Below are 26,220 nucleotides of genomic sequence, written 5' to 3' on the forward strand. Positions count from 1 at the left end.
TTTGCAATTACGGATTTTGCATAAAAATACTAGCTTATCCGTGTGACATTGAGAGGAGTCAAAAACATGAGAGAAATCAAGTCTGACAAGGAATTCAAAGACATCATCGCGAGCGAGGAGCCAGTAGTTGTTAAGTTCTTTACTACATGGTGCCCGGATTGCGTGCGTATGGACAACTTTATCGGAGATGTAATGGAAGAGTTCAATAAGTTTGAATGGTATTCTATTAATAAAGATGAGTTCCCAAGTATCGCGGAAGAATATCAAGTAATGGGTATTCCAAGCCTGCTTGTATATCAAAATGGCGAGAAGCTTGGCCACTTACATAGTGCTAACGCAAAAACTGAAGAGCAAGTTACTGAGTTTTTAGAAGCATACTAAGAAACGAAAAACCTCTGAAAATATTTTCAGAGGTTTTTTCGTTTTCAAAATGCTCTTTGTATTTTTCTCTTTATAGAAAATGAACATTTTTATATTATTCTCCTCTTCTTATCCACTAATTTTTTTATCATTTCTTATATATTACTCCCACGAGGAATTACGAAGAGTCATTTTGTGAAATATATATGAATGGAATTATGCGAATCATTGTTCACGCCACCTTCTCCTATACCATAATCATCGTTAATGGATTAAACAATTTTCCGCTTTGTACTTTTCAACATTTTTTTCCTTCACGAAACTTTGTTATCCCCTTCTTAAAAAGCTATAAAACGTCAACAATGTTTGTATAGACCCACACGAGTTTCGTTTGATACTCTATGTATAGAAAGAAATTCCTTATAGGAAGGTGAGTGATTAAAATGGATTCTCTTTCTCATAAAGAAGCTGATAAAGGTGCTATTGTCAGCATTATGGCCTACATATTTTTATCCTCTTTGAAAATTATCATCAGTTATATTACCCTCTCTAGCGCATTACGTGCTGATGGATTGAATAACTTAACGGATATTGGTGCTTCTTTAGCAATATTAATTGGCCTGAAAATTTCTCGTAAGCCTCGCGACCCAGATCATCCATATGGGCATTCGCGTGCAGAACAAATCGCATCACTTGTTGCTTCTTTTATTATGGCAACGGTCGGATTAGAAGTTGTGATTAGTGCAATTCAATCGTTTTTAAATCCGAAACAAGCAGCGCCTAATGTACTCGCTGCGTGGGTTGCTTTATTTTCTGCCGTCGTAATGTATTTCGTATATAAATATACGAAAAAGATTGCGATTCAAACAAAGAGTAAATCGTTAGAAGCCGCTGCAAAAGATAATTTATCAGATGCACTCGTAAGTATTGGTACAGTAATAGGTATAGTCGGATCACAGTTCCAAATGCCTATTTTAGACCCTATTGCCGCTTTAATTGTCGGTCTTATTATTTGTAAAACCGCATGGGAAATTTTCGTAGAAGCTTCTCATATGCTAACAGATGGAATTGACCCTGAAAAAATGGATGAATATGCTGATGCTATCGGGCATATTTCAGGTGTAGAACATATTGTAGATATTCGCGCTCGTATGTATGGAAATCAAACGTATGTAGATATTACAATTGAAGTTGATGCTCGAATGGATGTACGCGAAAGCCATTGTATCACTGACAATATTGAGGAAATGCTTCGAAAGAAATTCGGAATATACCATGCTCATATTCATGTGGAGCCCATGCAAAAAGAACCTATTATGACATAGGTTCTTTTTTGATGAACGCCTTATGAAATATAACACATAAAACGAGCCAGCTACCGCCCGCTGCCCATCCGGCCAATATATCAGATGGATAGTGCACGCCAAGATAAATTCGGCTAACTGAAATAGATAATACAACGAAGCTCGCTATAAAAATAATCAGCAACTTTTTATGCAATGAAATACGATCTTCTGTAATTGTGACGTATGCAATAAATCCTAAAAAAGCAGTAGCATTCATCGTATGCCCGCTCGGAAAGCTATATCCAGTTGCCGTAACAAGCTGCGTTACATCAGGTCTTGCTCGTTCGTACCATAGTTTAAGCATACTGTTTAAATAACGAGATCCATAATAATTAATTGTTAGAAGTAATGCACTAAGCAACTTTTTTCTAACGAGAAAATACATTACAAAAATAATGAGTAAAGGAAAATATATTCTTTTGGAACCGATAAAAGACACCCAAGTAAAGTAGACTGTCAAGTAATCGTTTCGAAAACTTTGAATAAAATGCGCGACTATATTGTCAAATTTCTCAATACAAGCGGTATGATACGAAAGTGATAATACGACAAAACAAATGAGTAGCGTAAAACTTAACAAGTATAAATGTCGATATCGTTTCACATACATAACCTCACTATGCAAAAAAATGGAGCGGTTGTTTTAGTTTTCCTCTCCATTTCTTTTTTATGCATAGTTTATTAAAAAATATAATTGTTAATTTTTTCTTTCATTGCTGGAATATCTTCATTCGTTACTGTAAAGCGAATCACTTTCTCGTCAAGATCAAGCGCTTCTGCAAATAAACCTGCTAATCCACGAGATTTTCTGTCTACTTCCATAATAATCTCTAAGCGATCGTAAGCGCTTGGCAAGATTAATAATTCTAGTTCATCTAATTTCCCATAATACTCTCCGGAAACAGGCACAAACTCAAATTCTTGCGCAAATGGAACTTGCTTACGTAATCGATACGGTAATTCTTCACACTCTATATGACGCGCTTTAAAACCTAATTGATTTACACTCTCTAACACACTATTTAATAATGCATTTGGCAACACTTGAATGTAATCACGATCACTTGGATCTATATTGCGTTTAATATCAAGGCCTGTATGCACCCAAACTGTTTTCATTCCAAGTGTAAGCGGAGTTTCAACTGGCATTATAAATGAAAATGGAATTTCTTTTTTTTCATTTGGCTCTACAGAAAAAGGTTCTGTTAAACGAACTCGCTCTAAATCATATGTTGCTGTTACTTTTTTATCATCCACTTCTCGTACATACGATGTTGATAACGTTAAGTAAATGCTTTCAATTTGTTGGCTAACTAAACCTCCAGTTATATGAACCTTCCCTAGTATCTCTTCTCCAACAATATACTCATCTTTTTCAAGAACTGTATCCACTTTTGAATTACCAATACCAACGCTTGCTAAAAACTTTTGAAACATGGGGTCCCCATCCTTTCTAAAGCGTAAGCTACATCTTTTTTCAGATCTTGTACATTCTCATAGTATGGCGCTTTCATTTGTAACATTCGCATTAGCATTTCGCGATTATATTCTTCCAATACTAACTCTTCATACCAAGGTTTTTCTTTTTTTTCAGTTGATTCATAACCAGCATACAGTAAAAATAATACGAAATGACCGAGCGCATAAAAATCGCTACAAAAGTGAACTTCTCGCATCAAAGCTTGTTCGCCTTCATAAGTTGTAGCTCTCTCATCACCCTCACCTTTCAATTTAGCCAATCCAAAATCAATAATACTAATTTGATTTTCTTTCATTAATATATTCGGAATACGTAAATCTCTGTGAATGATACCTTTACTATGAAAAACCGAAACAATTCCTAATATTTCATATAAAATTTCAAAAGCTTCTCGTTCTTCATATACATGCCCATCTAGGAAAATATAATCTTCGAAATTTTCTCCTGGCATATACTCCATCACAAAAAAGCTCTTTTTCTCCCATACGAAATGATCATATAGAGTAGGAATAGCATGATGATTTAATGTTTGTAAAATCATTTTCTCTTGTTCAAATGATTTTCTACCAGACTCGTATCTTTGTTTACTTTGTCTTAATTGTTTTAAGACTTTATATTTATTTATTTGTAAATCATTAACGACATATGTAACCCCATAACTGCCCATTCCAATTACTGATTCAATGCTATAACGTTCTGCAACAATTGTATTTTTTCGCAGTGGTCTATCAAATAAAGCTAGTATACGACGCCATTTCATCAACTACTTGAAAAGAAGCTACGGCTTTTACGTTTTCTTTTATAATGATGATGCCCATAATCAGATGAACGTCGTTTATAATCGCTACTTGAATAAGAGCGCCCTCTACGGCGATAATCACTACTTGAATACGAACGATATTTTTTCTTTCCTAATATAGAATCAATAATTTTTTTGAACATCCCTTCACCTCTTGTATAAAATTTTCTTTTAATTATACCAATAATTGTTGACTCTGTTTGTGACAAGTTTGTAAAGAGTAAAAAACGACGAGTTAAGCCCGCCGTTACTTTCAATCTTCCTCTTCATCAAAAACTTCATCAATCATGCATTTCTCTAATAAATACTCAAATGTAATATCTGCTAGGTCCTCAACTTCTTCTCTTTTTGGAACGTATCCTCTTTCAATTAGTTGCTCATAAAAAAACTCCGCAATCTCTTCCGTATCAATTACGACTTCAATTTCCTTCATGAGCATCACTCCTTTATTTCTGTTTTATGAAAAAATCTCAAAATTATGTATATGAGATTAGAAAAATAGTTTTTCTTTTTTTATAGGTCATATCTTTTGGACGAGGTGCATACGATGGTAGTACAAGCTATCAAAAAGGGGGAAATAATTATGGAATACCAATATGAAGTAGATCAAGAAGTAGGGCAAACAAAAGAAGAGTTCATGCATGAAGATCAATGGGCAGACTCTCTTATTAAATGGCTTTTTATTTTTTTAATAATTGTAGGCATACCTTATACTGCATATGTTGTTGTTCAATTTATTCTCTCTTTCTAGTTAACTATTTTTTCTCTGTCAATTTAACTAAATAATTATGAACAACATCCATAACAATTTTGTATTCTTCATCTTTAAATGTATCGAATAACAAATGATAATCATTATAAATATCTAATAATCCATCAATAATTTCTTGGCGATTCGTCTTTACACTTACTTTTTTCGAATTGTTAATTGACTTCAATTTTCCTAAATCCAATTTATTCATACCAGCTTTATCTTGTTTCATTTTCTTCAAAATTGCATTTGCCGTTTGCGCATTAGCAAGTAATGTTAAATCCGATTCATCAGCTTCTAACCATTCACCATCCGTAATTCGTGACAATTCATATATAGTATCTTCCCATGCATCATTTTTATATCTCCATACTTCTGTACGAAAACCAACAATACGAAAAACGTCTTTATCATACCCAGTTACTTGCACGAGATCACCAAACGTAAAGTTATAATTTAATTCAATCCACTCTGTGTCGCCCTTTTTCATTTCTTGCTCTGTTACGTGCTGCAAAGTTTGCTCAACGTAAAACCCATCGTGATTATTTACTTCGTATACGTAAACTCCATCTAAAACCTTCATATTTGTAACTTTCCCAACGGTTCCATATAGCGTAATCACGACAATGTCCCCTACGTTGTATTTAGGTTGTTTTTTCCTTGCCATCTATATCTCTCCTTTTTTTAACGTCGTGATTTTGATAACAGTATATGCAACCTACATAAAAACGCTTATCACAGAAGCTTATATTCATAAATTTTTTCAATAAAAAAGTAGAATGTGTATATAACTCAAAAAAGCTAGTATATATACTAGCTTTTACTTAACATTTAAGTTCTAACAGCAAGACGAACTTTAATAAAAAAACATAAGAAATACTTCACTTTTTTTAAGTAATGTATTCCTTATGTTTTCATTTACGTAGCACTTCAATATCGTTATCTCTCTTGTATATATAAATCCCATGCATCATCAAATATAGACATACTTTCTAGCATTCCACTTAACTCTAAGTATGAACTAATTACATCATAGTCTTCAGATTGCTTTGGAAAGCTTAAATCATCATACATCGCCTCTGCTAAATCTGATATTTCATTTTTAAATAAAGCTGCACGATGCTTCATCATATAATGGTAAAATGTCTTATTCAAAAATATTCCCTACCTTTCTAACTTGGGTACATTATACAAGGCGAAAAAGAAAAAAACCAGCATAAAAGCTGGTTAAAAGTCGAAATAATTCCTTTTTAATAAACGTGGTCTTCCCATCAACTCTTCGTATGTTAGTTGTTTTGGCAAATCTTTCGTATAAATTAAAAACAACTGATCTTCAATTTCTTTTACAGTATGGTCTGATTGATAGTCCATTCCACATGAGGAACAAGTAATACATGGTGTCTTTTGGATTTCAATGGCTTTCGTACCATCTGGTAACTCCCAATATACAGTATTCAAGCTTTCTTTCGCTTCTGTACTGTCACACCACATACAATTCATACTGCGTCACCCTCATTTTTTTTGTCATCATCTAACTTTGCCATTTGTGCTTGATATTTTTTATCTTTTAATTGATCACGCTTATCACGTTTATCTTTTAAAGAAGCATGCGTTTCATTGACTTCATAATCTTTGCGGCGATTCATACGTTGTAAATCATCTGGAACAAGATTAAATTTCTTATCACTCATCAATCCTGCAACACCGATATCAGAACGTTTCTCTTCATAAGTCGGATAAATTTCTTTAAAGTAGCCTTCTGCTCTTCCTGGGATATAGTTTTCTGGTTCTGGATACGTTGTAATAACCCCTTCAAAGTTACGAAGAACAACTTTATCCGCACTTTGTGAAATTAAATAGTTTGGCTGAAGCGCAATTTTTCCGCCTCCACCCGGTGCATCGACAACGAAAGTTGGTACTGCATAACCAGACGTATGTCCACGTAAGCCTTCAATAATTTCTAATCCTTTAGAAACTGGTGCACGGAAATGACCGATACCTTCTGATAAATCACATTGGTAAATATAATATGGACGAACACGAATTTTCACTAAATCATGCATAAGTTTTTTCATAATTGGAACGCTGTCATTAATTCCAGCTAAAATTACAGCTTGGTTTCCAATTGGAACACCTGCATTTGCAAGCATTTCACATGCTAGTTTCGATTCTTCTGTAATCTCAATAGAAGTATTAAAATGCGTATTTAACCATACTGGATGGTATTTTTTAATTATGTTACACAGGTTTTCTGTAATACGCTGCGGGAATACAACTGGCGCTCTCGTTCCGATACGAATAATCTCAACATGCGGGATTGCTCGTAAATTCTTTAATACATATTCTAAAATTTTATCATTAATTAGAAGTCCATCACCGCCAGAAATTAAAACGTCACGTACTTGTGGTGTTTCACTAATATAAGCAATCGCATCATCTAATTGCTTTTTCGGTACGCCCATCCCAATTTGTCCACTAAAACGACGACGTGTACAGTAACGACAATACATAGAACATTGATTCGTTACTAAAAATAGTACACGGTCTGGATAACGATGCGTTAATCCTGGAACTGGTGAATCTTCATCTTCATGAAGAGGATCTTCTAAATCATATTTTGTTTTATATAACTCTTCCGAAATCGGTACTGATTGCATCCGAATCGGACAGCGTGGGTCATCAGGATTCATTAGCCAAGCATAGTACGGTGTAATGTTTAACGGGATCGTTTTCGTTGAGATTTTAACGCCTTCTTCTTCGTCAGGTGTTAAGTTAATTACTTTCTTTAAGTCATCTAAAGTTTTGATCGTATTCGTTAATTGCCAAACCCAATCATTCCATTGTTCTTCTGTAACATCTTTCCATAATTCAATATCCTTCCAGTGACGATTTGGTTTGTATACATCATGTAACATTGCTATTCCCCCTTTTTATACGCTCATCCTTTATATAAGCAATAATTATGCCAACTTCATATTCTTGATAAGTAAATGTGAGAAATACCCTATTATATATGAGGAAAAATATTTTCATGTGCAGTACTAACACAATATTTACTATCATATTCATTACTTTTTATATATGTAAACGCTCTTTTATTGGTGCAAACACACAAAAACCGCCGATTATTCGGCGGTTTTGTCGTACTTGCTCAGTTTATATTGAAGCGTTTGACGCGGAATACCTAACATTTTTGCTGCTTGCAAAATATTCCCTTCCGTTTCAATTAACGCTTGATCTATTAATTCCTTTTCCGTTTGATGAAGAGCTTCCCTAAGCGGTAATATACTTTTCTTTTTCGGAAGTTTCTCTTTCCTAAATGTACGTGGTAAACACTTTGCGGTTAATGAACTCCCTTCCGCAATAATGACAGCATGTTCAATCGTATGTTTTAACTCACGAACGTTTCCAGGCCATTGATAAGCTTGTAATCTTTCTTTCGCTTCCTTATCTATTTGAAGTACACCTTTTTTATAACTTTTATTATATTCTTTCAAAAAGTAAGACGCTAATAACAGTACATCCTCAGTTCTTTCGCGAAGTGGCGGGATATATAATGAAAACACATTTAATCGATAGTATAAATCAGTGCGGATTTTATTTTCTCTTAAACATACTTCTGGAGGCTGATTCATTGCGGTAATAACGCGAACATCTACTTTTCTCGTCTTATTATCACCAATGCGACGAATAACTCCATCCTCTAATACACGTAGCATTTTCGCTTGTAAATCGAGCGGCATTGAATTCAGTTCATCTAAAAACAATGTTCCTCCATCCACAAGTTCAAACAATCCAGCTCGTTCAATTGCCCCTGTATAGCTTCCTTTTGTCGTTCCAAACAATAAACTTTCTAATAGCGACTCTGGCAAAGCTGCGCAGTTTTGTGCAATAAATGGCTTATTTTTCCGTTTAGAAGCTTCATGAATCGCTTGCACAAATAGCTCTTTCCCTGTTCCAGTTTCACCATATATTAAAACATTTGCATCAGTTGGCGCTACTTTTTGCGCTAATTCTTTCGTCTGTTTAAACCGAGCATCATTAGTTACTATCGTCTCAAACGCAACATGCTTTTTTATCGCTTTTTTGCCAGATGATCGCTTTATTTTTGACTGTAAATCGACTATTGTATCAGTAAGTTTTTGAATTGTAGAATAGTCCTTTGCAATTTCAACAGCACCAGCAATATTTCCATCTATAAGAATAGGTAACGTCGTATTTACCGTACAAACATCTTCTCCATTTAAATTTTGATAATGCTGCACTTGATGTACAATTGGTTTTTTTGTATCTAACACCTTCATCAATGTACTCGTGTCCCTAGATAAAGAAGGGAACGCTTCTAACAAATGCTTTCCTAACACTTTTTCAATTTTGGATCCATCATGTTTTGCCGCAACGGTATTGTAAAAAATCGTAATACCATTTTCATCTACTGCGTGTATAGCCTCATCAATACTGCCCAAAATCGCTTCAATGACTTCTTGTGTCGAAACTGCTAGCAATGTCATCCCCCCTTTTGCCGAAAATCCGGCAAATGCATGCCGGATTTTCGGCATCCCTCTGTGCGATTATAAGCATGACGATTCCGTTCTATTATTTTGATGAAACTTGTATATATTTCTATTGCTTATTTATGGTTAAGTGAAACTTTAATCAGTGGGGTTTTATTCATCCCCACTGATTATTATCCCGATTCCCACCTAACTGCTTTGCTTTACAGCCGAATTTTGAGGCGGGAGTCTTACTGCTTTCGAATAGCTAGATAAATCTTTCACCCATATATTCATATCTTCCAACTTATCAAAAATGTAGCAATTATTCGCGAGCCTTCCCGTATATGTATAGCCTAATTGATGAAAGGCTGCATTCATACCGAAAGATAGCGAACGAGCAATTGTATAGGAACAAAAAATAGATCTTTCTTGAAGTTCTTCCTCTAACTTAATTAGCAAACTTTTCATAAAACCATGTTTTCGATATTCAGGTAATGTAGCACAATTCGTTAATTCTGCATTACCTTCTTTTACATTCATTTCAGCAGATGCTGTGCTAATAATTTTCCCTTTGAATTCATAAACATAGTAAATTGTATCGTCTTCCTTCATCGTCTGCTTTACATAACTCGCTTCATTTAAAGGTGTCGGATAAACTTCAAATACTTTCCCAAAGACAATTGCTAATTCTTCCGCGTCCTCTTCTGTCGCTTTTCTTAACACAAACTCCTCTGGGACTATTTTTTCTTTCACTTCTTTTGCTTTTACACCACTTAAAATGCTATCTTCCTCATTCCAATGAATGCTATTTCGTCTTTCATTGGAATGATATTTAACAAAGAAGTACGCATCGTGTCCTTGAAAATAATGAGGTATCGTTGCTTCCAATAAGAAGCCGAAAGAGAGCCATGTTGAAACATGCTCTCCCTTTCCTTTAATAATACATTTAGTGAAAGAATGTTTCTCTGCTAATTTATCGATTGTTTGTATAATACGTTCAACATTTCCTGTATAGTGATCAACTCTAACACGTTTATTAAAATAGTCTAATACCCCTTCTACTGTGTAATACTTTGTCTGTTCACTAAAAGATTCATAGTATTTCATTTCTTCACCTCACACCAATCCAGTAATGTACATGCAATTATTTTCGCGGCAGCAATCATTTTATCAACTTCTATATATTCGTTTGGATAATGTGCTACTTTCGTCTCTCCTGGACCAAATATTATCGTTGGTACGTTAGCGATTTGTGTGAACAAACCTCCATCTGTTCCCCATGGTGATGCTTCTATAATCGGTTTGTTCCCTTCAATTTCAACAAAATTTTGTTGAAGCGTTGTAATAAGCGGATGATTTTCTTCTAGTTCACCAGGAACCCATCTCGCTCCAAACCATTCTACTTCTACAGGATTTTTTACAAACCAACTATCCACCTCTTTTAATTCACCAATCCAGCCTTCAAATTCTTCTTTTGCTGCCTCTATAGTCTCATTCGGCGCAATACCACATCTTCCTTCTAAAATTAATGAATCGGGAACAGAACTTGGCCAGCTTCCCCCTTCAATTTTCCCAACGTTAATTGGAATCGGAATCGGAATCCCCTTAAATAATGGATCTGTAATTCGACCATTTCTCTTCTCTTCTAATTTTCTCAAATGATCTACAACAAACATACTTTTTTCTATTGCACTTACTCCTTCATAACGTGTACCACCGTGTGCTGCTTTGCCTTTTATATGTAGACGAAACCACATTGACCCTTGTTGTTTCGGAAAAAATTTCATATTCGTCGGCTCAGGAATAATAACGCCATCTGCCTTATACCCTCGTAAAATAGTTGCTAATGTTCCTGCCCCACCGCTCTCTTCTTCTATTACACTTTGAAAATGTATATCACCTTTTAGTTCAATACCACATTCAATAATCGCTTCCATCGCAAGCATAAGTGAGACATTGCCGCCTTTCATATCTGTTGTTCCACGTCCATATATGCGGTTTCCTATTTTCTCTCCACTATACGGATGATGGTCCCACTGATTTACATCCCCTTCTGGCACGACATCAATATGACCATTTAAAATCATAGATTTCCCTTCGCCACTTCCTTTTAAAGTCGCTACAATGTTCGGGCTATCTGTAAAGCTCGTACGAGGTGATACGAAATAAGGGTGGTCTTTTATTTCATTAAAAGCAGGCTCCCAAATGTCGAGGTCTAGACCTAACTCACGCAACTTTTCAATAACAATTGCCTGCGCACCACTTTCATCACCAGATACGCTCTTTTCTTGAATTAATCGTGTTAAAAATTTTACGCTCTCTTCTTCATGACTCTCAATATAATCACAAACTTGTTTTTTTAATTGCTCCATATATTACAACTCCCCTCATTCAATTACTAGTAAATTTGAGCTTATTTGAAAATCAGCCGTCGTATGTCGTTTTACATCTTCTACAGTGTACGGACTCATTAATTCTTGTAAGACTAGTCCACTTGAAGTCACTTCCATTACAGCCATGTCTGTAATAATTAAATCTACACATTTTTTCGAAGTTAATGGCAATGTACATTCCGAAACAATCTTTGCATTTCCGTATTTATCAACATGATTCATCACAACAACGACTCGCTTCGCTTTTTGCGCTAAATCCATCGCTCCTCCAATACCTGGAACGCGTTTTCCAGGTACAATCCAGTTTGCTAAATCACCATGTTCACTTACTTGTAACGAACCAAGTATCGTAACATCAAGTAATCCTTTTCGAATCATGCCAAACGCCATGCAGCTATCGAAATAACTTGCTCCTGTAATAAGAGATGTTGGTAAACCCGCTGCATTACATAAATTCTCATCTTCATTCCCTTTACTTGGCGTTGGTCCCATACCGACAATACCGTTTTCTGCATGAAACATAACATTCATATCTTCTGGCAAATGATTCGGTACAAGCGATGGAATTCCAATACCTAAATTTACAATCATGCCATTTTGAATTTCTCTCGCTGCACGTCTTGCAATCTTATCTCTCACTTCTACGCCCATACCCATTTCCAATTCACTCCTTCCGATGGCACAATATAATTTACAAATACACCTGGGACGACAATTTCTTCTGGATCTAAACTTCCAAGTGGAACAATTTCTTCTGCTTCTACAATCGTTATGTCCCCAGCCATAGCTACGTGCGGATTCATATTACGAGCGCTTTTATCAAATACCAGATTGCCAAACGGATCTGCTTTTTTCGCATATACAATTGCGACTTCAGCCGTTAAAGCTGTTTCAACTAAATATGTCTTTCCATTCATTTCAACTGTTCGTTTTCCTTCTTCTACAATCGTATCAACACCAACATCAACTAAAATACCACCAAGGCCTACACCACCAGCGCGAATACGTTCTGCTAATGTTCCTTGCGGAGAAAATTCAATTTGCAATCTTCCTTCATTTAATTGTCTTCCCGCATTTGGGTTTGATCCAATATGAGAAGTAACTAAAGATTTAACCCTTTCATTCGTAACAAGGCGACCGATCCCTACATCAGGAAATCCAGTATCATTTCCTATTAAATTTAAATTTGTAATGCCTTTATCTAAAACAGCTTGAATTAAAGATGGAGGGGATCCAATCCCTCCAAATCCTCCAAACATTAATGTCATATCATCATGGAACAAAGAAATTACTTCCTCTACTTCTTTTAATTTACCGAATGTATTTGTAATAGTTGTCATACGATACTATGCCCTCCTTTTTGCATCATCTCTTCCACGCTCTTTACAAAAATTGAAAGTAATTCATCTAACTCGGAATATGTAGTTGTCATTGGTGGTGCAACAAGCAGTGCACTATCCTCTTTTCCTGCTTGCCCTGAAACAGCTTGGTATAAGAGCAATCCATTTTTAGCCGCAACCGAAATAAGTTCCGACGCTTTTGTAAACGGTTGCAATTCTATTCCAATTAACAATCCTTTTCCACGTACATCGGCAATGATTGTCGATTGCTGCTGAACTTTCTGTAAACCTTTTAATAAATACTCTCCCTTTTCTGCTGTTTTTTCAGGTAGATTATGTTTCTCCATATATTCAATAACAGCTAAAGCTGTTGCTGCAGACAATGGATTTGCACTAAGCGTATGCCCGCTCATTACAGAACGTGATCCACGTAAAATCGGCTCCATAACACGGTCACTTACAACTGTCGCTGCCATTGGTGTATACCCCGCTCCTAGCCCCTTACCAAGCGTCATAATATCCGGTTCTACACCCCAGTGCTCCATCGCAAACCATGCACCAGTACGACCAAGTCCAGTCATTACTTCATCCGCAATAAATAATATATCGTAATGACTACAAATATCTTTAATTACTTTATAATATTCTTTCGGCGGGACAATCGCGCCTCCAGCAGCCCCAATAATCGGTTCAGCGATAAAAGCTGCAATATGTTCTGCACCAATTCGGTCAATCGCTCTTTCTAGTTCAGTCGCACAAGCAAGCTGACAAGTTGGATATACCTTCTGTACAGGGCATCTGAAACAATATGGAGCTGGAATAGTTGGATAATCTTCCAAAATAGATACGAAACGTTGTCTGCGCAGCGGATGCCCAGACATTGATAAGGCTCCCATCGTAATACCATGATAGCTCATCCATCGTGACAAAATTTTATGTTTCCCTTGAATACCGCGCTCCTGAAAATGCTGAATTGCGATTTTCATAGCTGTTTCATTTGCTTCCGTACCACTATTTACAAAAAAGCTCCAGTTCAAATCTCCTACACTTAAATCACTTAACTTCTTCGCTAATTTTTCAGCTGGTTCACTCGTAAACTGTGACCTATATACGAAAGCAATCTCCTCTGCCTGCTTTTTAATAACGTCTGCAATCTCCTTTACGCCATGCCCAATACCTGCCGTAATTGCTCCTGACGAACCATCAAAATATTTATTTCCGTTTTGATCATACAAATATACACCTTTTCCATATGAAATCATTGGATACGGCTGACCAACAAGTGGTTTAATTAAGTAATCGCGCATAGCGCTCCCCCATTTCTCCAATTTGTATATATATATGAAGAAAATTGACGTTTCTTTCATAAAAAAGAACCCTCTGCGAAAGCAGTGAATTTATCAAAAAACTATTATAAAATATACAAATGAGTGCAAAATATTAGTTTAAAAACAGAAAATTCAGAACTTAAATTGAAGACCAACCCTTATCTTTACGCTTAGACACCCCTCCTTGATTAAAGATAACAACAAATTAAATGCTTTTTTAACATAATATCAGCTTCCCTCAATTGCCGATATTGTGTAAACTTCGACGGAACTCCCGTTATTCTCCTTCCTATTATCCTACTTTATATTGCATATTTTCAAACAAAATTCGACATTTCACTTCACTATATAGATAACAAGCCACAATTATCGTAACTATTACTAAACAAGTAGCACCATCTATTTAAAACAAAAAAAAGAACCGATTAACCACAGTAATCAGTTCGGCACGACGCTCTTTTATCCGATATTACCTTTTCCAGCCAGTTCACTTATTGGGAATAGAAATACTTATAGTGCAAATCCAACATTTGTACCACAGCCTAAAGCACGAAATCCTCCATAACTAAATTCACACTACATACCTGGGATATCCACATCCCCATTGTGCTCCTTCCTTCAAAGTCAAACTACCTTTCCTTTATAAATTATGTAGGACAATTACCGATTTGTATGTGTGTTTGCCTATAAATAAAAAAATCCCTATTTTAACTTTTCCTTTTAGAAAAACAGTTTTTTTCGCATATCTTCTTTCCAGCTCCGCATATAGTTGTAATGATGAAGGAGGAATGTTTTATGACTCAATCCGAAATTGAAAAATACGGACAAGAAGCTGCACGATACGAACAACTCGCTCGTTACTACCAATATAGCAATCCTAAAAAGTATGTGGAGCTCTATATGAAATACCATGATGCAATTACAAAACTTGTACAAGCATATGAAAAGAGAGATTCACAAGAAGCGACTTTGCCGTCACATATGAGAATTTTCCACACAGCTCCCCACACACCAGCAGTTGATATTATTGTAAATGGACAAAAAGTGATTAAAAATATTTCCTTTAAACAATTCAGTCCTTACTTATCATTAGTGCAAGGTAAATACCGTATTGATATTGTCCCTGTTGGAAACGAAACTCCAATATTCTCAGCATTAGTACCCATAATGGGGAATCACACTTATACCCTTGCAGCGGTCAATAGCGATAATCATCTCCAATTACAACCTATTCTTGATAATACTCATTTACCATCTGGTCAAGCAAAAATACGGTTTGCACATTTTTCACCAGACACTCCTGTTGTAAATGTTAATTTGAAAGATGGGGATCATTTATTTGAAAATGTACTCTTTAAACAAGTAACAGATTTTTTACAAGTTAGCCCTGGTACAGCAGATATTGAAGTTTCACTTGCTGATTCAAAAAAAGTACTATTAACCATTCCTAAGTTCAACGTTGAACCAAATTCAATTTACACAATTTCAATAATAGGTTATTCAACTGAGGACCCAAAGTTAGAGGCCATTATACTTACAAATTAAAACAGTCTACACCATTCGTATGGTGTAGACTGTTTACTTTTGAAACTCAATTTGAAATTCTGTCCAGTCATTATTCGAACGACACAATATGGATCCTTTATGCTTTTCTACAATTTGTTTACATACGAATAGTCCAATACCAGTTCCTAGCTTTTTAGTAGTTACAAATGGCTCAAAAATGGTTTCTACGCTTTCCGCTGGAATCATAGGCCCATTATTTTTTATAACAATGCGAATAGTAGTATCCTCTTCAAATACATCAATGATAATTTTCCGCTCTTCTTTCACCGATTCAAGAGCATCCATTGAATTCATTAAAATATTTAAAAATACTTGTCTCACTTCACTCCGGTAGCCAATGAGTGGAATAGGATACGGCAAATTTTTTTCAATCAAAACATTTGCATTAACTATACTTGGATACAAGAATTGTATAATATCTTGAAACAAGTCATTTAGCCAAAAACGTTCAGATTCATTCCACATTTCTTTTTTCGACACAAGTAAAAATTGTGAAATCCTAAAATTCAATTGATCTAATTCATGTGAAATAATATCTAAATACGATAGATTAGGATGGTCTGTCTTCAATAACTTTACAAATCCCATAATTGAAGTTAGCGGATTACGAAATTCATGGACAAAACTAGCCGACATTTGCCCTAGAATCGTAAGCCTTTCTTTATGTGTTTCGTTTATATATTGCTGTTTTTCTTCTAAATTTTTCGATATAATTTCTGAGTATTTTAAAACGGTATAATAAATTAATTTGTCAAAACAAGTATGTATTTTGGCCATAATCGGTTTCAGTTCACGAGCGCTTACATCCAATTCGCACATTGCTTCAAAAAGTTCATTTCTTCCCACATTTGCATTGTAAACAAAATCTCCAATATTCGCATCTGCCCCTGCACGCTCAATGGCAATTTTCTCACATAATGGTTGAAGATAATTAATATCTTTATCTTCCATAACAAGTTCGATAATTAACTCTAATAAATTTTCTCCATTTTGAACTACTTCTTGTTTAAATGGATCTTTTTCGGAAATTATCATTTTGTTTTTCCAGTTCTCTACGAATTGGTGCTTGTTGTTTTTCAAGTGCGAACAAAATACTTCTTTAATATCCTTATCGATTGGAAAAACCTCCATTCCCTCCATTTCCATACGACGAATACCCTTTATATTTTGAATATTAACACAAAAAATACATTTCGTTAATAGATTATTGTCACATTTTGTTAATTTCTGTTGATAAAATTTATTTTTCCTTTCTTATTAAATAAGTTTTATTCATATATCTCTTTTTCTTTCTCATTTTTTAATTATTTTTCTGTTCAAAACTACTTTTTTTTGCATCCTTTTTAATTCTTGCGTACAATAAGAATTGAAAGGTGTGAAAAATATGGTAAATAAAAATGTGGAAGATTATCTCCAAGAAGGCATATATGGCCAAAAGCAAAACAAACCAGAAGAACGTAATATGTACTTAACTACATTACGTGAGCGTGTAGAAGTCGCTTTAACAATCGGTCAAGTAATGCAAAGTAATGTGTATACAGAAGTAACTGGTAGCATGCGTTCTTCTCAATCATTACAACTATTCCTAAATGGTGGCATTGCTTACCCACATTTATCAAAATACATTAAATTAGCAAATGAAAAAAATGTTCCTTTTACAATTGTTCAAAATAAAGGTACGGAAACACCAATCGGTTTAGTACTATCTCATAGCACTGCTGTTGACAAAGAACAAATTTATGTAGAAGATGCTATTTTCAAACAAGAAATGAAGTAAAAGGTACACTTGATTAAATGAAATCGTTCCGAGAAACGTAAAACAAACAATAAAAAACGAGTATGGAATCGTAAACATTTCCTGCTCGTTTTTTTATTGCGATGTTTAAGCTCGATCTACTTTATTTTTTAATACACACTAATTTCATTTCTGTCATTTCTTCTATTGCATATTTAATTCCTTCACGACCTGTGCCACTCTCTTTCACACCACCATAAGGCATATGATCAACCCTGAACGTTGGAATATCATTAATCATGACACCACCGACTTCTAATTCATCAATGGCACGCATTGCTTTACATAAATTGTTTGTAAATACACCTGCTTGTAGACCGTAACGTGAATTATTTACTTGCTCTATAGCCTCATCAAATTCTTTAAATGTATTTACTGTCATAAGTGGACCAAATACTTCTTGGCACTGAACAGATACATACTCTGGAACATTTGTTAATACAGTTGGTTCAAAGATCCTTGCATCACGTTTGTTACCACCGTATACAACATTTGCTCCTGCCTTAACTGCCTCTTCTACCCATGAACTTACACGTTCTACATCTTTTTTTGAAATAAGTGCTGATACATCTGTTTCTTCATGAAGCGGGTCTCCTACTACAACGTTTTCCATTGCTTTTGTTAATTTTGTAATAAACTCATCTATTTTGCATTCATGTACAAAAACACGTTGTACAGAAATACAAACTTGTCCATTATTCACAAACGCGCCCCATTTTACACGTTCAATTATTTCGTCTGTCAATTCAATGTCTTCATCAATGATAACAGCAGCATTTGATCCTAATTCTAACGTCACTCGTTTCAATCCAGCTTTTTGTTTAATTCCAATACCTACTTTTGGACTTCCTGTAAAAGTAATACAAGCAACGTTCTCATCTTTTACTAATGGCTCACCTACAACAGGTCCAGGCCCAGAAATTATATTGAAAGCTCCCTTTGGTAAACCAGCTTCTTCAAATAATTCCACCAATGCATATGACGAAAGTGGCGTTTGGTCGGCTGGCTTTAGCACTATAGTATTTCCAGCCGCAATTGCCGGACCTACTTTATGTGCTACTAAATTAAGTGGAAAATTAAACGGTGTAATAGCACCAATAACTCCGATTGGTTGTCGAATTGTATACGCTATACGGCCCTCTGCTCCTGGTGCCGCATCTAATGGTAACGTCTCACCATATATTCTCTTCGCTTCTTCAGCTGCAAACTTATATGTTTGAACAGTGCGATCTACTTCTCCCCGTGCAGCACGAATTGGTTTTGCAGCTTCTTTTGCGATAATCACTGCAAACTCTTCTCTTCTCTCATCCATTTTTTGTGCAACCTTTTCTAAAATAGTTGCGCGATCGTATGCAGATAATTTTTTCATTTCTTTCATTGCATTTTTAGCAGAAACTATTGCTTCCTTTACGTCATCTTCTGTACCTTGCGCAATCTCCGCTAATATTTCTTCAGAATATGGTGCATACAATGGTTTATACGTCCCTACTGATTTCCATACCCCATTTATATATAAATGCTTTTTCATAGTGGTTCTCCTTCCAAATATATGTATACACTAATACGTTACATTTATTTCACCTAGTGAAAGGTCTGACTTATGTAATTGTATCATAGCCCTAACACCCCAAAAAACATTTTGCTCAAAAAAAACTCTGCTACAAAGCAGAGTTTACGAACTAATTTGTTCTTGGAGAGAAATCTTTTTTTCATCCCCCACAATAACAATCGATTCTGTAGGTTTCGTTACTTCCAACCTCTTAATATAGTGCCCATCTAATTCCTTCACACAAAACTTATAGTTTTCAATTTCAATGGTATCTCCTTCGGCAATCTCAATATTTTTCGTTAGTATCCAGCCGCCGATCGTATCGACATCATCGTCGTCAATAGTCAAACCTAATAATGCATTCACTTCACTAACAAGTACTTTTCCTTCTAAAATTGTTTTCGTCTCACTAACTTGTTGGATTTCCGGTTGTTCATCAGTATCGAACTCATCTTGAATATCCCCTACAATCTCTTCTAAAATATCTTCAACGGTTACAAGACCTGATGTACCACCATATTCATCAATTAATATAGCAATATGCGTCCTTTCCCTTTGCATTTTTAAAAATAGATCATGAATTGGGATAGATTCAATTACTAGAATAATTGGCCTAATATATTGCTCCACTGTCTTTTCACTAACAACTCGATGCTTCACAACATCTGTAAATATATCTTTAAAATTCACAAAGCCTATTACATGGTCCTTATCACCATCAACCACCGGATACCTCGTATATTTTTCATGAGACATTTTTTGTAAAGCCTCTTCGGCAGGCATTTCTTTATTTAAAATATTCATTTCTGTTCGTGGTACCATTATTTCTTTCGCAATACGATCGTCAAATTCAAATATTTTATTTACATACTTATATTCAGATTGATTGATCTCACCGTTTTTATAACTTTCTGAAACCAACAACCGCAATTCTTCTTCTGAATGCACTTCATCATGCTTTTTTGGTGGTTTCAACCCAAAAAATTTCGTAATTAGCCGAGCTGATCCATTTAAAAGCCAAATGAATGGGAATGCAATACGATAAAACAAAATGAGTGGCTTAGCAACAAAGAAACTCACTTGTTCTGCTTTTTGAATCGCGAATGTTTTTGGAGCTAACTCTCCTACTACCACATGAAAAAATGTGATAAACAAAAACACTAAAGTTATAGCCAAAATATCTGCGAGTTGAGTGGGGACATTCCAATTAGCAAACAACACATCAAACATGTGCTTTAGCGCAGGTTTACCAGACCACCCAATCCCAAGAGCTGTAACAGTTATTCCTAACTGACAAGCTGATAAATATTCGTCTAAGTTTGTAATGACTGTTTTGACAGATATTGCACGATTATTTCCTTCTGCAATTAAATAGTCAATTCGTGAACTCCTCACTTTAACAATTGCAAATTCTGCTGCAACGAAAAATGCCGTTAAGGCAATTAAAACAATCACTATACTTATACTATATATGTCCAAATACTTTTCCTTACTTACAGTGTAAGCAAGGAAGCCACCTCCTACTTAAATTTATTCAAGTGAAGTAAGCATTCTTATACTCTAATAAAATTCTACATTAGCAACCACCTTTTTATATATTATATGCATACATAAAAAAGATATTTATAATTATGATAATCTAATTAACTTATTATCGTCAAACTATAATAATCCCAATTTTTCGATAAATAAAATATTTTATATGAATCGTATATGCTAAATAGCTCCATTTCGTGAAAAAACACTTTCTTTGCCGATTCCACACTTCTTTTGTCACACCTGAAGGGAACTTACTACATAACTAGAAATCATTCAACAGGATATATATAGGAGGGATTATTTTGGAATATAAAACACCATTTATCGCGAAGAAATTAGGTGTTAGCCCAAAGGCTGTTGTCCGGATTGCACAACAATTAAATCTTACGATAGAAAAAAATAAATATGGTCATTTTATTTTCACACAAGGTGATTTAGATCAAATGTTAGAATACCATCGTTCTCAAGCAGACCAACCTCACAACGTTCAACCTACTCAAACAACATCATCAAATGATTTTGAGCAATTAGCAGCTCAATTAAATTCAATTACGAGAAGACTAGATCGAATGGAAGAACAAATGCTAGATAAAGCAAATGATGTCGTTACATACCAACTTTTACAACATCGCCGTGAAATGGAGGAAATGTTAGAGCGAATTCAAAAACTAGAAGCTGCCTTAAAAAAAGAAGAACCAATATATATTACTCCTGATTCAAAACCAACATATGAAAGAGAAAAGAAACCTAAGCGCCGCAAAATGATTTTTAGTATATTTGGACTATAACCTTGTAGACCCTTATTGCAAGAATAAGGGTCTACTTTTTATATGAAGAAAGAAGGCTGTAACATGACACCCTTCTTTCTTCATATTATACATATTCATATATTTTTATTTTGTTAACATAATATTTTTACTGTATTCTGCAATAAGTGCCTGCGCATGAGCATTACCTTGAATAATATCACGGAATTCTTTCAAAGAATACAAATGTGTAGCCCCTTTACGAGCATGAATCCGTACTGGTACACCTTGTAAAGTATCATGAAACTGGAATGGACTATCTATCGGCTCAATTGGAAAACCGAGTGTAAGTAAATACATATACATTCTTTTTGTAACTGCTGCAATATACCATTCAGCTTTCGTCTCTAACGCATGCATAAATAAAATAGCTGCCAGCCTTTTGAAATGTCCTCTCCCCCGAGACGTTTTCGCAATGCTTAACTTTCCTATTTCATATACATTTTTCAAATCTTTCACTAAATCATTTTTAGAAAACGGATAGAAAAACTCCGAATTTGATTGTTCAGGTACTGTATACTTAATACATTCTACTGTACCGATATGATGTTCATCTTCTATTAATAAAAATCGTGATGGATTTAAATTACGTTCTACAAACATTAAGTTTCTTTCTTCACAAAAATCTCCCCACAGTTGCTCGAACCAAAAATGTTCTTCCTTTGTTTGAACACGCTGGAACATATTTACCCGCCTTTCCCATCGCCGCTCTGTTTTTGATAACGCTTTCACTTACTATCATATAAGAACAAACCTTCGTATGCAACTAAAAATATTTACGTCTTATTATATTCTGCAAATTGAATTAAATTCCTATTTCACACTCTGTTCCCCCGCATGTACCATTTCTTGCTTTCTTATACAATCGTATATACAAAGAAAGTTAATTTCTCTAATGAAAGATGATTATCATTTCAAATTCGATCCAGGTTATGCTTCTTTCCTTATGGCATATAATTCTTCTTAACCTAAAGAAATCCTTTTAAAAAAAGGATTTCTTTTACATTTTATTGCTTTTTAACCATTTTTCAAAAACTTGAATCATCCCGTGCTTTCCCGCCAACTTCTCTTCTCCTTGTTTCGTCTTATACGGATATAATTGTAAAAACACACCACAACCAGATTCTATTTTTTTACTATGCATATGACTCCCTGGATATACACAAATCACTTCATAAATTGCCCTACGATGAAAAATTCGTTTTCCACTTTGTTCTTCTACATACTTAATAGACCAGTATTTATACATTTGCTCCGTCGCTTTCGTGTTACCAATAGGTTGAAAAATATTATACATAGGGCTATATTTCACTTCAATAATTATAGATGATTTATATACGTACTTCTCTTCTTCCTTTACATAACAATCTAGACGTATATCTGGCTTCTTTGTGTCCTCTCCATTATAAAAATTACTTCCTTTGCTAAGTGCAATAAGGGGGTGTGTTTCAATTAGATCATTAAATGCGACGTGCACTTTTATATTATCTCTATGCAAGATAACTGTCGTTCCATCTTGTAATCCGTCTAAATAAAAATGTTCTTGTATTTGTTCACGGATAGGATTCTTATCTTCAAATCCGATTTGTTCTAATATAGAAATAACGATAAAAAAAGCGTAATACTCATACACTAAAAATGTTGGTTTATATACGAATAATAAAGATGGGGGTTGCTCCGTTTGCTGCGGTAACAATTCTAAATGATGGAGTAATTGTTGATGTGGTATAGATAAAGTGTGCGAATTAATGTTAGCTGTTTCAGAAACTTCCCTCCAAAATGGAGAATACAATAAATTTCGAAAGTATTGTACACTTTCATATACGATATGGGCTAATATTTTATATTCTTGTATTTTCACAGAACTTTTCCGTAAATCTGCTTCTTTTAGTAAATGTAGATTTCTATATTTTTGTTTTTCTCTGTCCGTCACTGATCCATTTCGTTCGATCGTTTTCATAATTGTTTTAACAGCTTGGAATTCATCTGATTTTTTCTTCTTTTCTCCTTCTAGTATTTCAATCGTTTTACGTACAAAACTTTCTGCTTCAAGTAAATAATAATAGAATTGCATCGTTTTAAATTTAAGGAATGCATTTTCAATACTATTTTTTTGCTCCTTAAATTTACGGTTGTAATATTTCGCATAAAACTTTCTTTCTGTCATAATGGCAGTTTTTCTCGTTGTCTTCCGCTCTTTCGTTTCCCAATTATATTCGTTTACAAATTCCGCATTCGATTCTACTTTCTTAAAAATTTGTTTTATTCTTTTCATTTTTTGTGGCAATTTTCTTAACAATACCAAATAAGAAGAATCTTCAATATCGCTCAGTGCTGAGAAAGTTTTCTTGTAATAACCTCTATCTAAAATTAACTCGTTTAAAATTGACTTCACATAATCTTGAATCATTTCAAATTGGTCATCAAAAAAGTTTTTAGGAACAACTTGAAACGCACCATAATAAGTTTTATCTTCTATACGCACTTCAAAATGATATAAGCCACAGCGCCACGGATAAAAAAATTCAGTTTTTCCATGTTCATACACTAATACTCTTTGTTTTTTTTCATTTAATTCATATTGCGACTCTTTTATATTCTTTTGTCCCTCATATACTTTATTCCATATGAATGTAATATCCATTGGATTTTGATAATGGAAATGCAATTTCAGTGGTTTTAATTCCTGTACCTTATAAATACATTGAACTAGTGCTGTAGTAGACGTACAGAGCCTATTTAAAAGGATAAAATCGCCTTTCCCCTCCGTACCAATGATTAGCTTCAATACAAACGGGAGCGTTTCTTTCGTATCGACGATTGCTGTTTCATAACGCTCCTCATTTTGCATATCCATACAGCTCCAGTTCTCTACGCTTTTGTCTTATATAAGCTAAAGAATGTTCAAATGTAGATACACGATTTGCAAGCGGAGACTGTAAAAGTGGTATCAATATTGCTCCCCTTTTTGCTTCTTCAGAAAGTAGAGAGCCCACTGTCATTTCTGTCCCCCTTAATTTCGTTAATACGCGTTGCTTTATTTGCAAGTCAAAGCCTTCTTCCCTGCTAATCATATAGGACTGATTATTTTGGAACGGTATATTTTGCAAATACGTAGCGATTGCGTTTGCACATCGGAAAGAAATTCCTTTTGATATATCGTGTGATGATAATACATCATGTAACTTATCCAATAACTCTAATTCCTCTTCAGTAAACACTTCAATCATCTCTTTATTCCTAAACCAATTAATTCGAAATTCTCCCGTTGTTACTTTCAACGGGGGTTGCTGAACTACTTTTTCTTGTTCTATACTCATCTCGCAAAACGGAATTTTTTGTAACGTAATCAAATTTGTTCGATCTAATAATCGATCGGAAAGCTCTTTCGTCGTTTCATCAAAATTTACAGTGCCTACGAAAATAACATTCTCACCAATTTCCACTGAAGGCGGAATTTGATTTTCTATTTCTTGTACTTTCTCATACAAATTCAAAATGCGATTTTGCTTTTCAAGTTGAAGAACGGATAGAAATGGAGTAAACCAATGCTCAATATGTGACATGTTCATTTCATCAAACACAATTATATACAATTGATTTGGGTTTTCTTTAGCCTGCAGCAATGTGCGAACTAACTTCGTTTCACTTTCAATAAAATTACCATTCGGATGAAGGTAGCCGAGAATATCATGTGGTTCTTGATACGATGGTGAAATTGGGATCCAAATTAATTCTTCCCCATAACGTAAGCCCAGTGCTTCTGCATATGCTTGCACAAAGCGTGATTTCCCAACACCTGGTATACCGCCAACAATCGTTAACATATTGGTTTTAACACTAATGTGAAAATTATATATATCTGTATCATCCAAATATAGACCTTTTTTACGAACCATACTTTGTACATACTGCAAAAAAGAGGATTCACGCTCATCCCATTCCCAGTCCTCCTTTTGCATTTTAATATCCTCTGCTTCAACTAACTTACCTTCTTCAACAATTCGTTTATTTAGTTGCTCATACGCATTTTCACTTACAAAATATAAATGATCATCTACCGCTATTTCTACATGTTTCATCCAATCGTTTATTTCAATATATTTGCATTCTTTTCTTTGCTCAAAATATGAAATTGAACTTATTGATGATTTTAACGATAAATTCCCATATAGTCTTCCTTCATGCCATAATAATTCTGGAGGCTCAAAGTCTTTTGGTAATTTAGGCATAAGAAATGATAAATAACCGTTGCTTAACTTCCGTTCCAAAGACGCTCTCTTTTTATAATTCGAGACCTTTGGTGAAGGAATCAATTTATATGAAGATGCTATCTCCCTAGGCTCTTCTGTACATATTAATTCCAAAAATAAATTTCCTCGATCATAATAAAGACGAAACATAACCAATTGCTTTTCTAATTTACGCTTCTTTAAATCAGTAAATATTTTTTCATTTTTTTTATTACTGCATAATCCTTCAAATAAATATTTTCCAGCCGGAAATAACTCTTGTAAAGTTAAGGGTAATGGAGAAAGGCATTGTACAAAGAAATTTTCTCCATTCTTCTCTCCCTCCGCTTTTGCAAACGTTCCAATAAACCTCATATAATACATTCGTTTTATAAAACTTGGATGAAGAGCTTTATGTAATTTCAACGTAGTCACCTTCT

27 protein-coding genes are annotated in these 26,220 nt (G+C 34.6%); 6 read left to right on the top strand and 21 right to left on the bottom strand.

The window, feature by feature from the left end; translation table 11 throughout:
• Positions 1 to 66 precede the first annotated feature (66 nt).
• Entirely contained in the window at positions 67 to 381 is a 315-nt protein-coding gene (locus tag SJY24_RS19085; protein WP_001206934.1) for a thioredoxin family protein, read from the top strand.
• Between the two features lie 422 nt (positions 382 to 803).
• On the top strand, positions 804 to 1,685 hold the full coding sequence (locus SJY24_RS19090) for a cation diffusion facilitator family transporter (protein WP_212090752.1): 882 nt from the start codon (positions 804 to 806) through the stop codon (positions 1,683 to 1,685).
• Here SJY24_RS19090 and SJY24_RS19095 read toward each other — a convergent pair.
• The 5 genes from SJY24_RS19095 to SJY24_RS19115 all read right to left on the bottom strand — a co-directional run bounded on the left by SJY24_RS19095 (position 1,675) and on the right by SJY24_RS19115 (position 4,418).
• A complete protein-coding gene (locus SJY24_RS19095; protein WP_377865797.1) occupies positions 1,675 to 2,310 on the bottom strand; it encodes a phosphatase PAP2 family protein in 636 nt (211 codons plus the stop codon). The genes SJY24_RS19090 and SJY24_RS19095 overlap by 11 nt on opposite strands.
• Before the next feature lie 77 nt (positions 2,311 to 2,387).
• Positions 2,388 to 3,143 carry a sporulation protein gene (locus SJY24_RS19100; RefSeq protein WP_377865798.1) on the bottom strand — a complete coding sequence of 252 codons (756 nt, stop codon included), beginning with the start codon at positions 3,141 to 3,143 and terminating at the stop codon, positions 2,388 to 2,390.
• The gene (locus SJY24_RS19105; RefSeq protein WP_377865799.1) at positions 3,125 to 3,946 is read right to left on the bottom strand and encodes a serine/threonine protein kinase; all 822 of its coding nucleotides are present in this window, start codon (positions 3,944 to 3,946) and stop codon (positions 3,125 to 3,127) included. Before SJY24_RS19105 ends, SJY24_RS19100 begins: the two co-directional genes overlap by 19 nt.
• The gene (locus tag SJY24_RS19110) at positions 3,946 to 4,128 is read right to left on the bottom strand and encodes a hypothetical protein (RefSeq protein WP_033658247.1); all 183 of its coding nucleotides are present in this window, start codon (positions 4,126 to 4,128) and stop codon (positions 3,946 to 3,948) included. Before SJY24_RS19110 ends, SJY24_RS19105 begins: the two co-directional genes overlap by 1 nt.
• A 110-nt stretch (positions 4,129 to 4,238) precedes the next feature.
• Positions 4,239 to 4,418, bottom strand: coding sequence for a YozD family protein (locus SJY24_RS19115; protein ID WP_000658453.1), 180 nt, complete (start codon positions 4,416 to 4,418; stop codon positions 4,239 to 4,241).
• A gap of 150 nt (positions 4,419 to 4,568) precedes the next feature.
• Here SJY24_RS19115 and SJY24_RS19120 point away from each other — a divergent pair, with 150 nt between their 5' ends.
• Positions 4,569 to 4,736 carry a DUF3930 family protein gene (locus SJY24_RS19120; protein WP_000456534.1) on the top strand — a complete coding sequence of 56 codons (168 nt, stop codon included), beginning with the start codon at positions 4,569 to 4,571 and terminating at the stop codon, positions 4,734 to 4,736.
• Between the two features lie 4 nt (positions 4,737 to 4,740).
• On the opposite strand, the gene SJY24_RS19125 is transcribed toward SJY24_RS19120, so the two are convergent.
• The 10 genes from SJY24_RS19125 to SJY24_RS19170 form a co-directional block, all read right to left on the bottom strand.
• Positions 4,741 to 5,403 carry a hypothetical protein gene (locus tag SJY24_RS19125; protein WP_000101504.1) on the bottom strand — a complete coding sequence of 221 codons (663 nt, stop codon included), beginning with the start codon at positions 5,401 to 5,403 and terminating at the stop codon, positions 4,741 to 4,743.
• A gap of 272 nt (positions 5,404 to 5,675) precedes the next feature.
• The gene (locus tag SJY24_RS19130; RefSeq protein ID WP_377865800.1) at positions 5,676 to 5,891 is read right to left on the bottom strand and encodes a YozE family protein; all 216 of its coding nucleotides are present in this window, start codon (positions 5,889 to 5,891) and stop codon (positions 5,676 to 5,678) included.
• Positions 5,892 to 5,963: 72 nt separating this feature from the next.
• A complete protein-coding gene (locus SJY24_RS19135; RefSeq protein ID WP_000995768.1) occupies positions 5,964 to 6,236 on the bottom strand; it encodes a YokU family protein in 273 nt (90 codons plus the stop codon).
• Complete coding sequence (gene kamA / locus SJY24_RS19140; RefSeq protein WP_000902139.1) at positions 6,233 to 7,651, bottom strand: lysine 2,3-aminomutase; 1,419 nt, start codon at positions 7,649 to 7,651, stop codon at positions 6,233 to 6,235. Before kamA ends, SJY24_RS19135 begins: the two co-directional genes overlap by 4 nt.
• A 210-nt stretch (positions 7,652 to 7,861) precedes the next feature.
• A complete protein-coding gene (gene rocR / locus SJY24_RS19145) occupies positions 7,862 to 9,247 on the bottom strand; it encodes an arginine utilization transcriptional regulator RocR (protein WP_377867278.1) in 1,386 nt (461 codons plus the stop codon).
• A 192-nt stretch (positions 9,248 to 9,439) separates the two neighbouring features.
• Positions 9,440 to 10,339 carry a putative beta-lysine N-acetyltransferase gene (ablB, locus tag SJY24_RS19150; protein ID WP_377865801.1) on the bottom strand — a complete coding sequence of 300 codons (900 nt, stop codon included), beginning with the start codon at positions 10,337 to 10,339 and terminating at the stop codon, positions 9,440 to 9,442.
• Entirely contained in the window at positions 10,336 to 11,604 is a 1,269-nt protein-coding gene (locus SJY24_RS19155) for a peptidase (RefSeq protein WP_377865802.1), read from the bottom strand. Before SJY24_RS19155 ends, ablB begins: the two co-directional genes overlap by 4 nt.
• A 15-nt stretch (positions 11,605 to 11,619) precedes the next feature.
• Positions 11,620 to 12,282: a CoA transferase subunit B gene (locus SJY24_RS19160; RefSeq protein ID WP_377865803.1), complete on the bottom strand. Its 663-nt coding sequence runs from the start codon at positions 12,280 to 12,282 to the stop codon at positions 11,620 to 11,622.
• The gene (gene atoD / locus SJY24_RS19165) at positions 12,267 to 12,965 is read right to left on the bottom strand and encodes an acetate CoA-transferase subunit alpha (RefSeq protein ID WP_000208113.1); all 699 of its coding nucleotides are present in this window, start codon (positions 12,963 to 12,965) and stop codon (positions 12,267 to 12,269) included. The genes SJY24_RS19160 and atoD overlap by 16 nt, the downstream gene beginning before the upstream one ends.
• A complete protein-coding gene (locus SJY24_RS19170; RefSeq protein ID WP_377865804.1) occupies positions 12,962 to 14,272 on the bottom strand; it encodes an aspartate aminotransferase family protein in 1,311 nt (436 codons plus the stop codon). The genes atoD and SJY24_RS19170 overlap by 4 nt, the downstream gene beginning before the upstream one ends.
• 816 nt (positions 14,273 to 15,088) lie before the next feature.
• Here SJY24_RS19170 and SJY24_RS19175 point away from each other — a divergent pair.
• Positions 15,089 to 15,838, top strand: coding sequence for a DUF4397 domain-containing protein (locus SJY24_RS19175; protein WP_377865805.1), 750 nt, complete (start codon positions 15,089 to 15,091; stop codon positions 15,836 to 15,838).
• Between the two features lie 33 nt (positions 15,839 to 15,871).
• On the opposite strand, the gene SJY24_RS19180 is transcribed toward SJY24_RS19175, so the two are convergent.
• Positions 15,872 to 17,005, bottom strand: a complete 1,134-nt coding sequence (locus SJY24_RS19180) for a BA2291 family sporulation histidine kinase (protein WP_098763602.1) — start codon at positions 17,003 to 17,005, stop codon at positions 15,872 to 15,874.
• A gap of 238 nt (positions 17,006 to 17,243) precedes the next feature.
• Between SJY24_RS19180 and SJY24_RS19185 the strand changes: the two genes are divergently transcribed.
• Positions 17,244 to 17,636, top strand: coding sequence for a YueI family protein (locus tag SJY24_RS19185; protein WP_377865806.1), 393 nt, complete (start codon positions 17,244 to 17,246; stop codon positions 17,634 to 17,636).
• Positions 17,637 to 17,757: 121 nt separating this feature from the next.
• On the opposite strand, the gene SJY24_RS19190 is transcribed toward SJY24_RS19185, so the two are convergent.
• Complete coding sequence (locus SJY24_RS19190; protein WP_377865807.1) at positions 17,758 to 19,182, bottom strand: aldehyde dehydrogenase family protein; 1,425 nt, start codon at positions 19,180 to 19,182, stop codon at positions 17,758 to 17,760.
• Positions 19,183 to 19,326: 144 nt separating this feature from the next.
• Entirely contained in the window at positions 19,327 to 20,682 is a 1,356-nt protein-coding gene (locus SJY24_RS19195; RefSeq protein WP_377865808.1) for a hemolysin family protein, read from the bottom strand.
• 362 nt (positions 20,683 to 21,044) lie between these two features.
• Here SJY24_RS19195 and SJY24_RS19200 point away from each other — a divergent pair, with 362 nt between their 5' ends.
• Positions 21,045 to 21,530 (top strand): polar chromosome segregation protein, encoded by a 486-nt coding sequence (locus tag SJY24_RS19200; RefSeq protein ID WP_000456025.1) that lies wholly within the window; start codon positions 21,045 to 21,047, stop codon positions 21,528 to 21,530.
• Positions 21,531 to 21,635: 105 nt separating this feature from the next.
• Here the strand turns inward: SJY24_RS19200 and SJY24_RS19205 are convergent, their stop codons facing one another.
• From SJY24_RS19205 to SJY24_RS19215, 3 genes are all read right to left on the bottom strand, one after another.
• Positions 21,636 to 22,232, bottom strand: a complete 597-nt coding sequence (locus tag SJY24_RS19205; protein ID WP_071745832.1) for a hypothetical protein — start codon at positions 22,230 to 22,232, stop codon at positions 21,636 to 21,638.
• Between the two features lie 316 nt (positions 22,233 to 22,548).
• Positions 22,549 to 24,399: a hypothetical protein gene (locus SJY24_RS19210; RefSeq protein WP_377865809.1), complete on the bottom strand. Its 1,851-nt coding sequence runs from the start codon at positions 24,397 to 24,399 to the stop codon at positions 22,549 to 22,551.
• Positions 24,389 to 26,206 (bottom strand): AAA family ATPase, encoded by a 1,818-nt coding sequence (locus tag SJY24_RS19215; protein ID WP_377865810.1) that lies wholly within the window; start codon positions 26,204 to 26,206, stop codon positions 24,389 to 24,391. Before SJY24_RS19215 ends, SJY24_RS19210 begins: the two co-directional genes overlap by 11 nt.
• Between the last annotated feature and the right edge of the window lie 14 nt (positions 26,207 to 26,220).

Origin of the sequence: Bacillus sp. R86525 (assembly GCF_042466195.1) — a bacterium.
GTDB lineage: Bacteria > Bacillota > Bacilli > Bacillales > Bacillaceae_G > Bacillus_A > Bacillus_A nitratireducens.

Coding starts and splice junctions, on each gene's coding strand:
- SJY24_RS19085 (WP_001206934.1), top strand. CDS start 67: ATGAGAGAAATCAAGTCTGACAAGGAATTCAAAGACATCATCGCGAGC.
- SJY24_RS19090 (WP_212090752.1), top strand. CDS start 804: ATGGATTCTCTTTCTCATAAAGAAGCTGATAAAGGTGCTATTGTCAGC.
- SJY24_RS19100 (WP_377865798.1), bottom strand. CDS start 3,143: ATGTTTCAAAAGTTTTTAGCAAGCGTTGGTATTGGTAATTCAAAAGTG.
- SJY24_RS19105 (WP_377865799.1), bottom strand. CDS start 3,946: ATGAAATGGCGTCGTATACTAGCTTTATTTGATAGACCACTGCGAAAA.
- SJY24_RS19110 (WP_033658247.1), bottom strand. CDS start 4,128: ATGTTCAAAAAAATTATTGATTCTATATTAGGAAAGAAAAAATATCGT.
- SJY24_RS19115 (WP_000658453.1), bottom strand. CDS start 4,418: ATGAAGGAAATTGAAGTCGTAATTGATACGGAAGAGATTGCGGAGTTT.
- SJY24_RS19120 (WP_000456534.1), top strand. CDS start 4,569: ATGGAATACCAATATGAAGTAGATCAAGAAGTAGGGCAAACAAAAGAA.
- SJY24_RS19125 (WP_000101504.1), bottom strand. CDS start 5,403: ATGGCAAGGAAAAAACAACCTAAATACAACGTAGGGGACATTGTCGTG.
- SJY24_RS19135 (WP_000995768.1), bottom strand. CDS start 6,236: ATGAATTGTATGTGGTGTGACAGTACAGAAGCGAAAGAAAGCTTGAAT.
- kamA (WP_000902139.1), bottom strand. CDS start 7,651: ATGTTACATGATGTATACAAACCAAATCGTCACTGGAAGGATATTGAA.
- rocR (WP_377867278.1), bottom strand. CDS start 9,247: ATGACATTGCTAGCAGTTTCGACACAAGAAGTCATTGAAGCGATTTTG.
- ablB (WP_377865801.1), bottom strand. CDS start 10,339: ATGAAATACTATGAATCTTTTAGTGAACAGACAAAGTATTACACAGTA.
- SJY24_RS19155 (WP_377865802.1), bottom strand. CDS start 11,604: ATGGAGCAATTAAAAAAACAAGTTTGTGATTATATTGAGAGTCATGAA.
- SJY24_RS19160 (WP_377865803.1), bottom strand. CDS start 12,282: ATGGGTATGGGCGTAGAAGTGAGAGATAAGATTGCAAGACGTGCAGCG.
- atoD (WP_000208113.1), bottom strand. CDS start 12,965: ATGACAACTATTACAAATACATTCGGTAAATTAAAAGAAGTAGAGGAA.
- SJY24_RS19170 (WP_377865804.1), bottom strand. CDS start 14,272: ATGCGCGATTACTTAATTAAACCACTTGTTGGTCAGCCGTATCCAATG.
- SJY24_RS19175 (WP_377865805.1), top strand. CDS start 15,089: ATGACTCAATCCGAAATTGAAAAATACGGACAAGAAGCTGCACGATAC.
- SJY24_RS19180 (WP_098763602.1), bottom strand. CDS start 17,005: ATGGAAATGGAGGGAATGGAGGTTTTTCCAATCGATAAGGATATTAAA.
- SJY24_RS19185 (WP_377865806.1), top strand. CDS start 17,244: ATGGTAAATAAAAATGTGGAAGATTATCTCCAAGAAGGCATATATGGC.
- SJY24_RS19190 (WP_377865807.1), bottom strand. CDS start 19,182: ATGAAAAAGCATTTATATATAAATGGGGTATGGAAATCAGTAGGGACG.
- SJY24_RS19205 (WP_071745832.1), bottom strand. CDS start 22,232: ATGTTCCAGCGTGTTCAAACAAAGGAAGAACATTTTTGGTTCGAGCAA.
- SJY24_RS19210 (WP_377865809.1), bottom strand. CDS start 24,399: ATGCAAAATGAGGAGCGTTATGAAACAGCAATCGTCGATACGAAAGAA.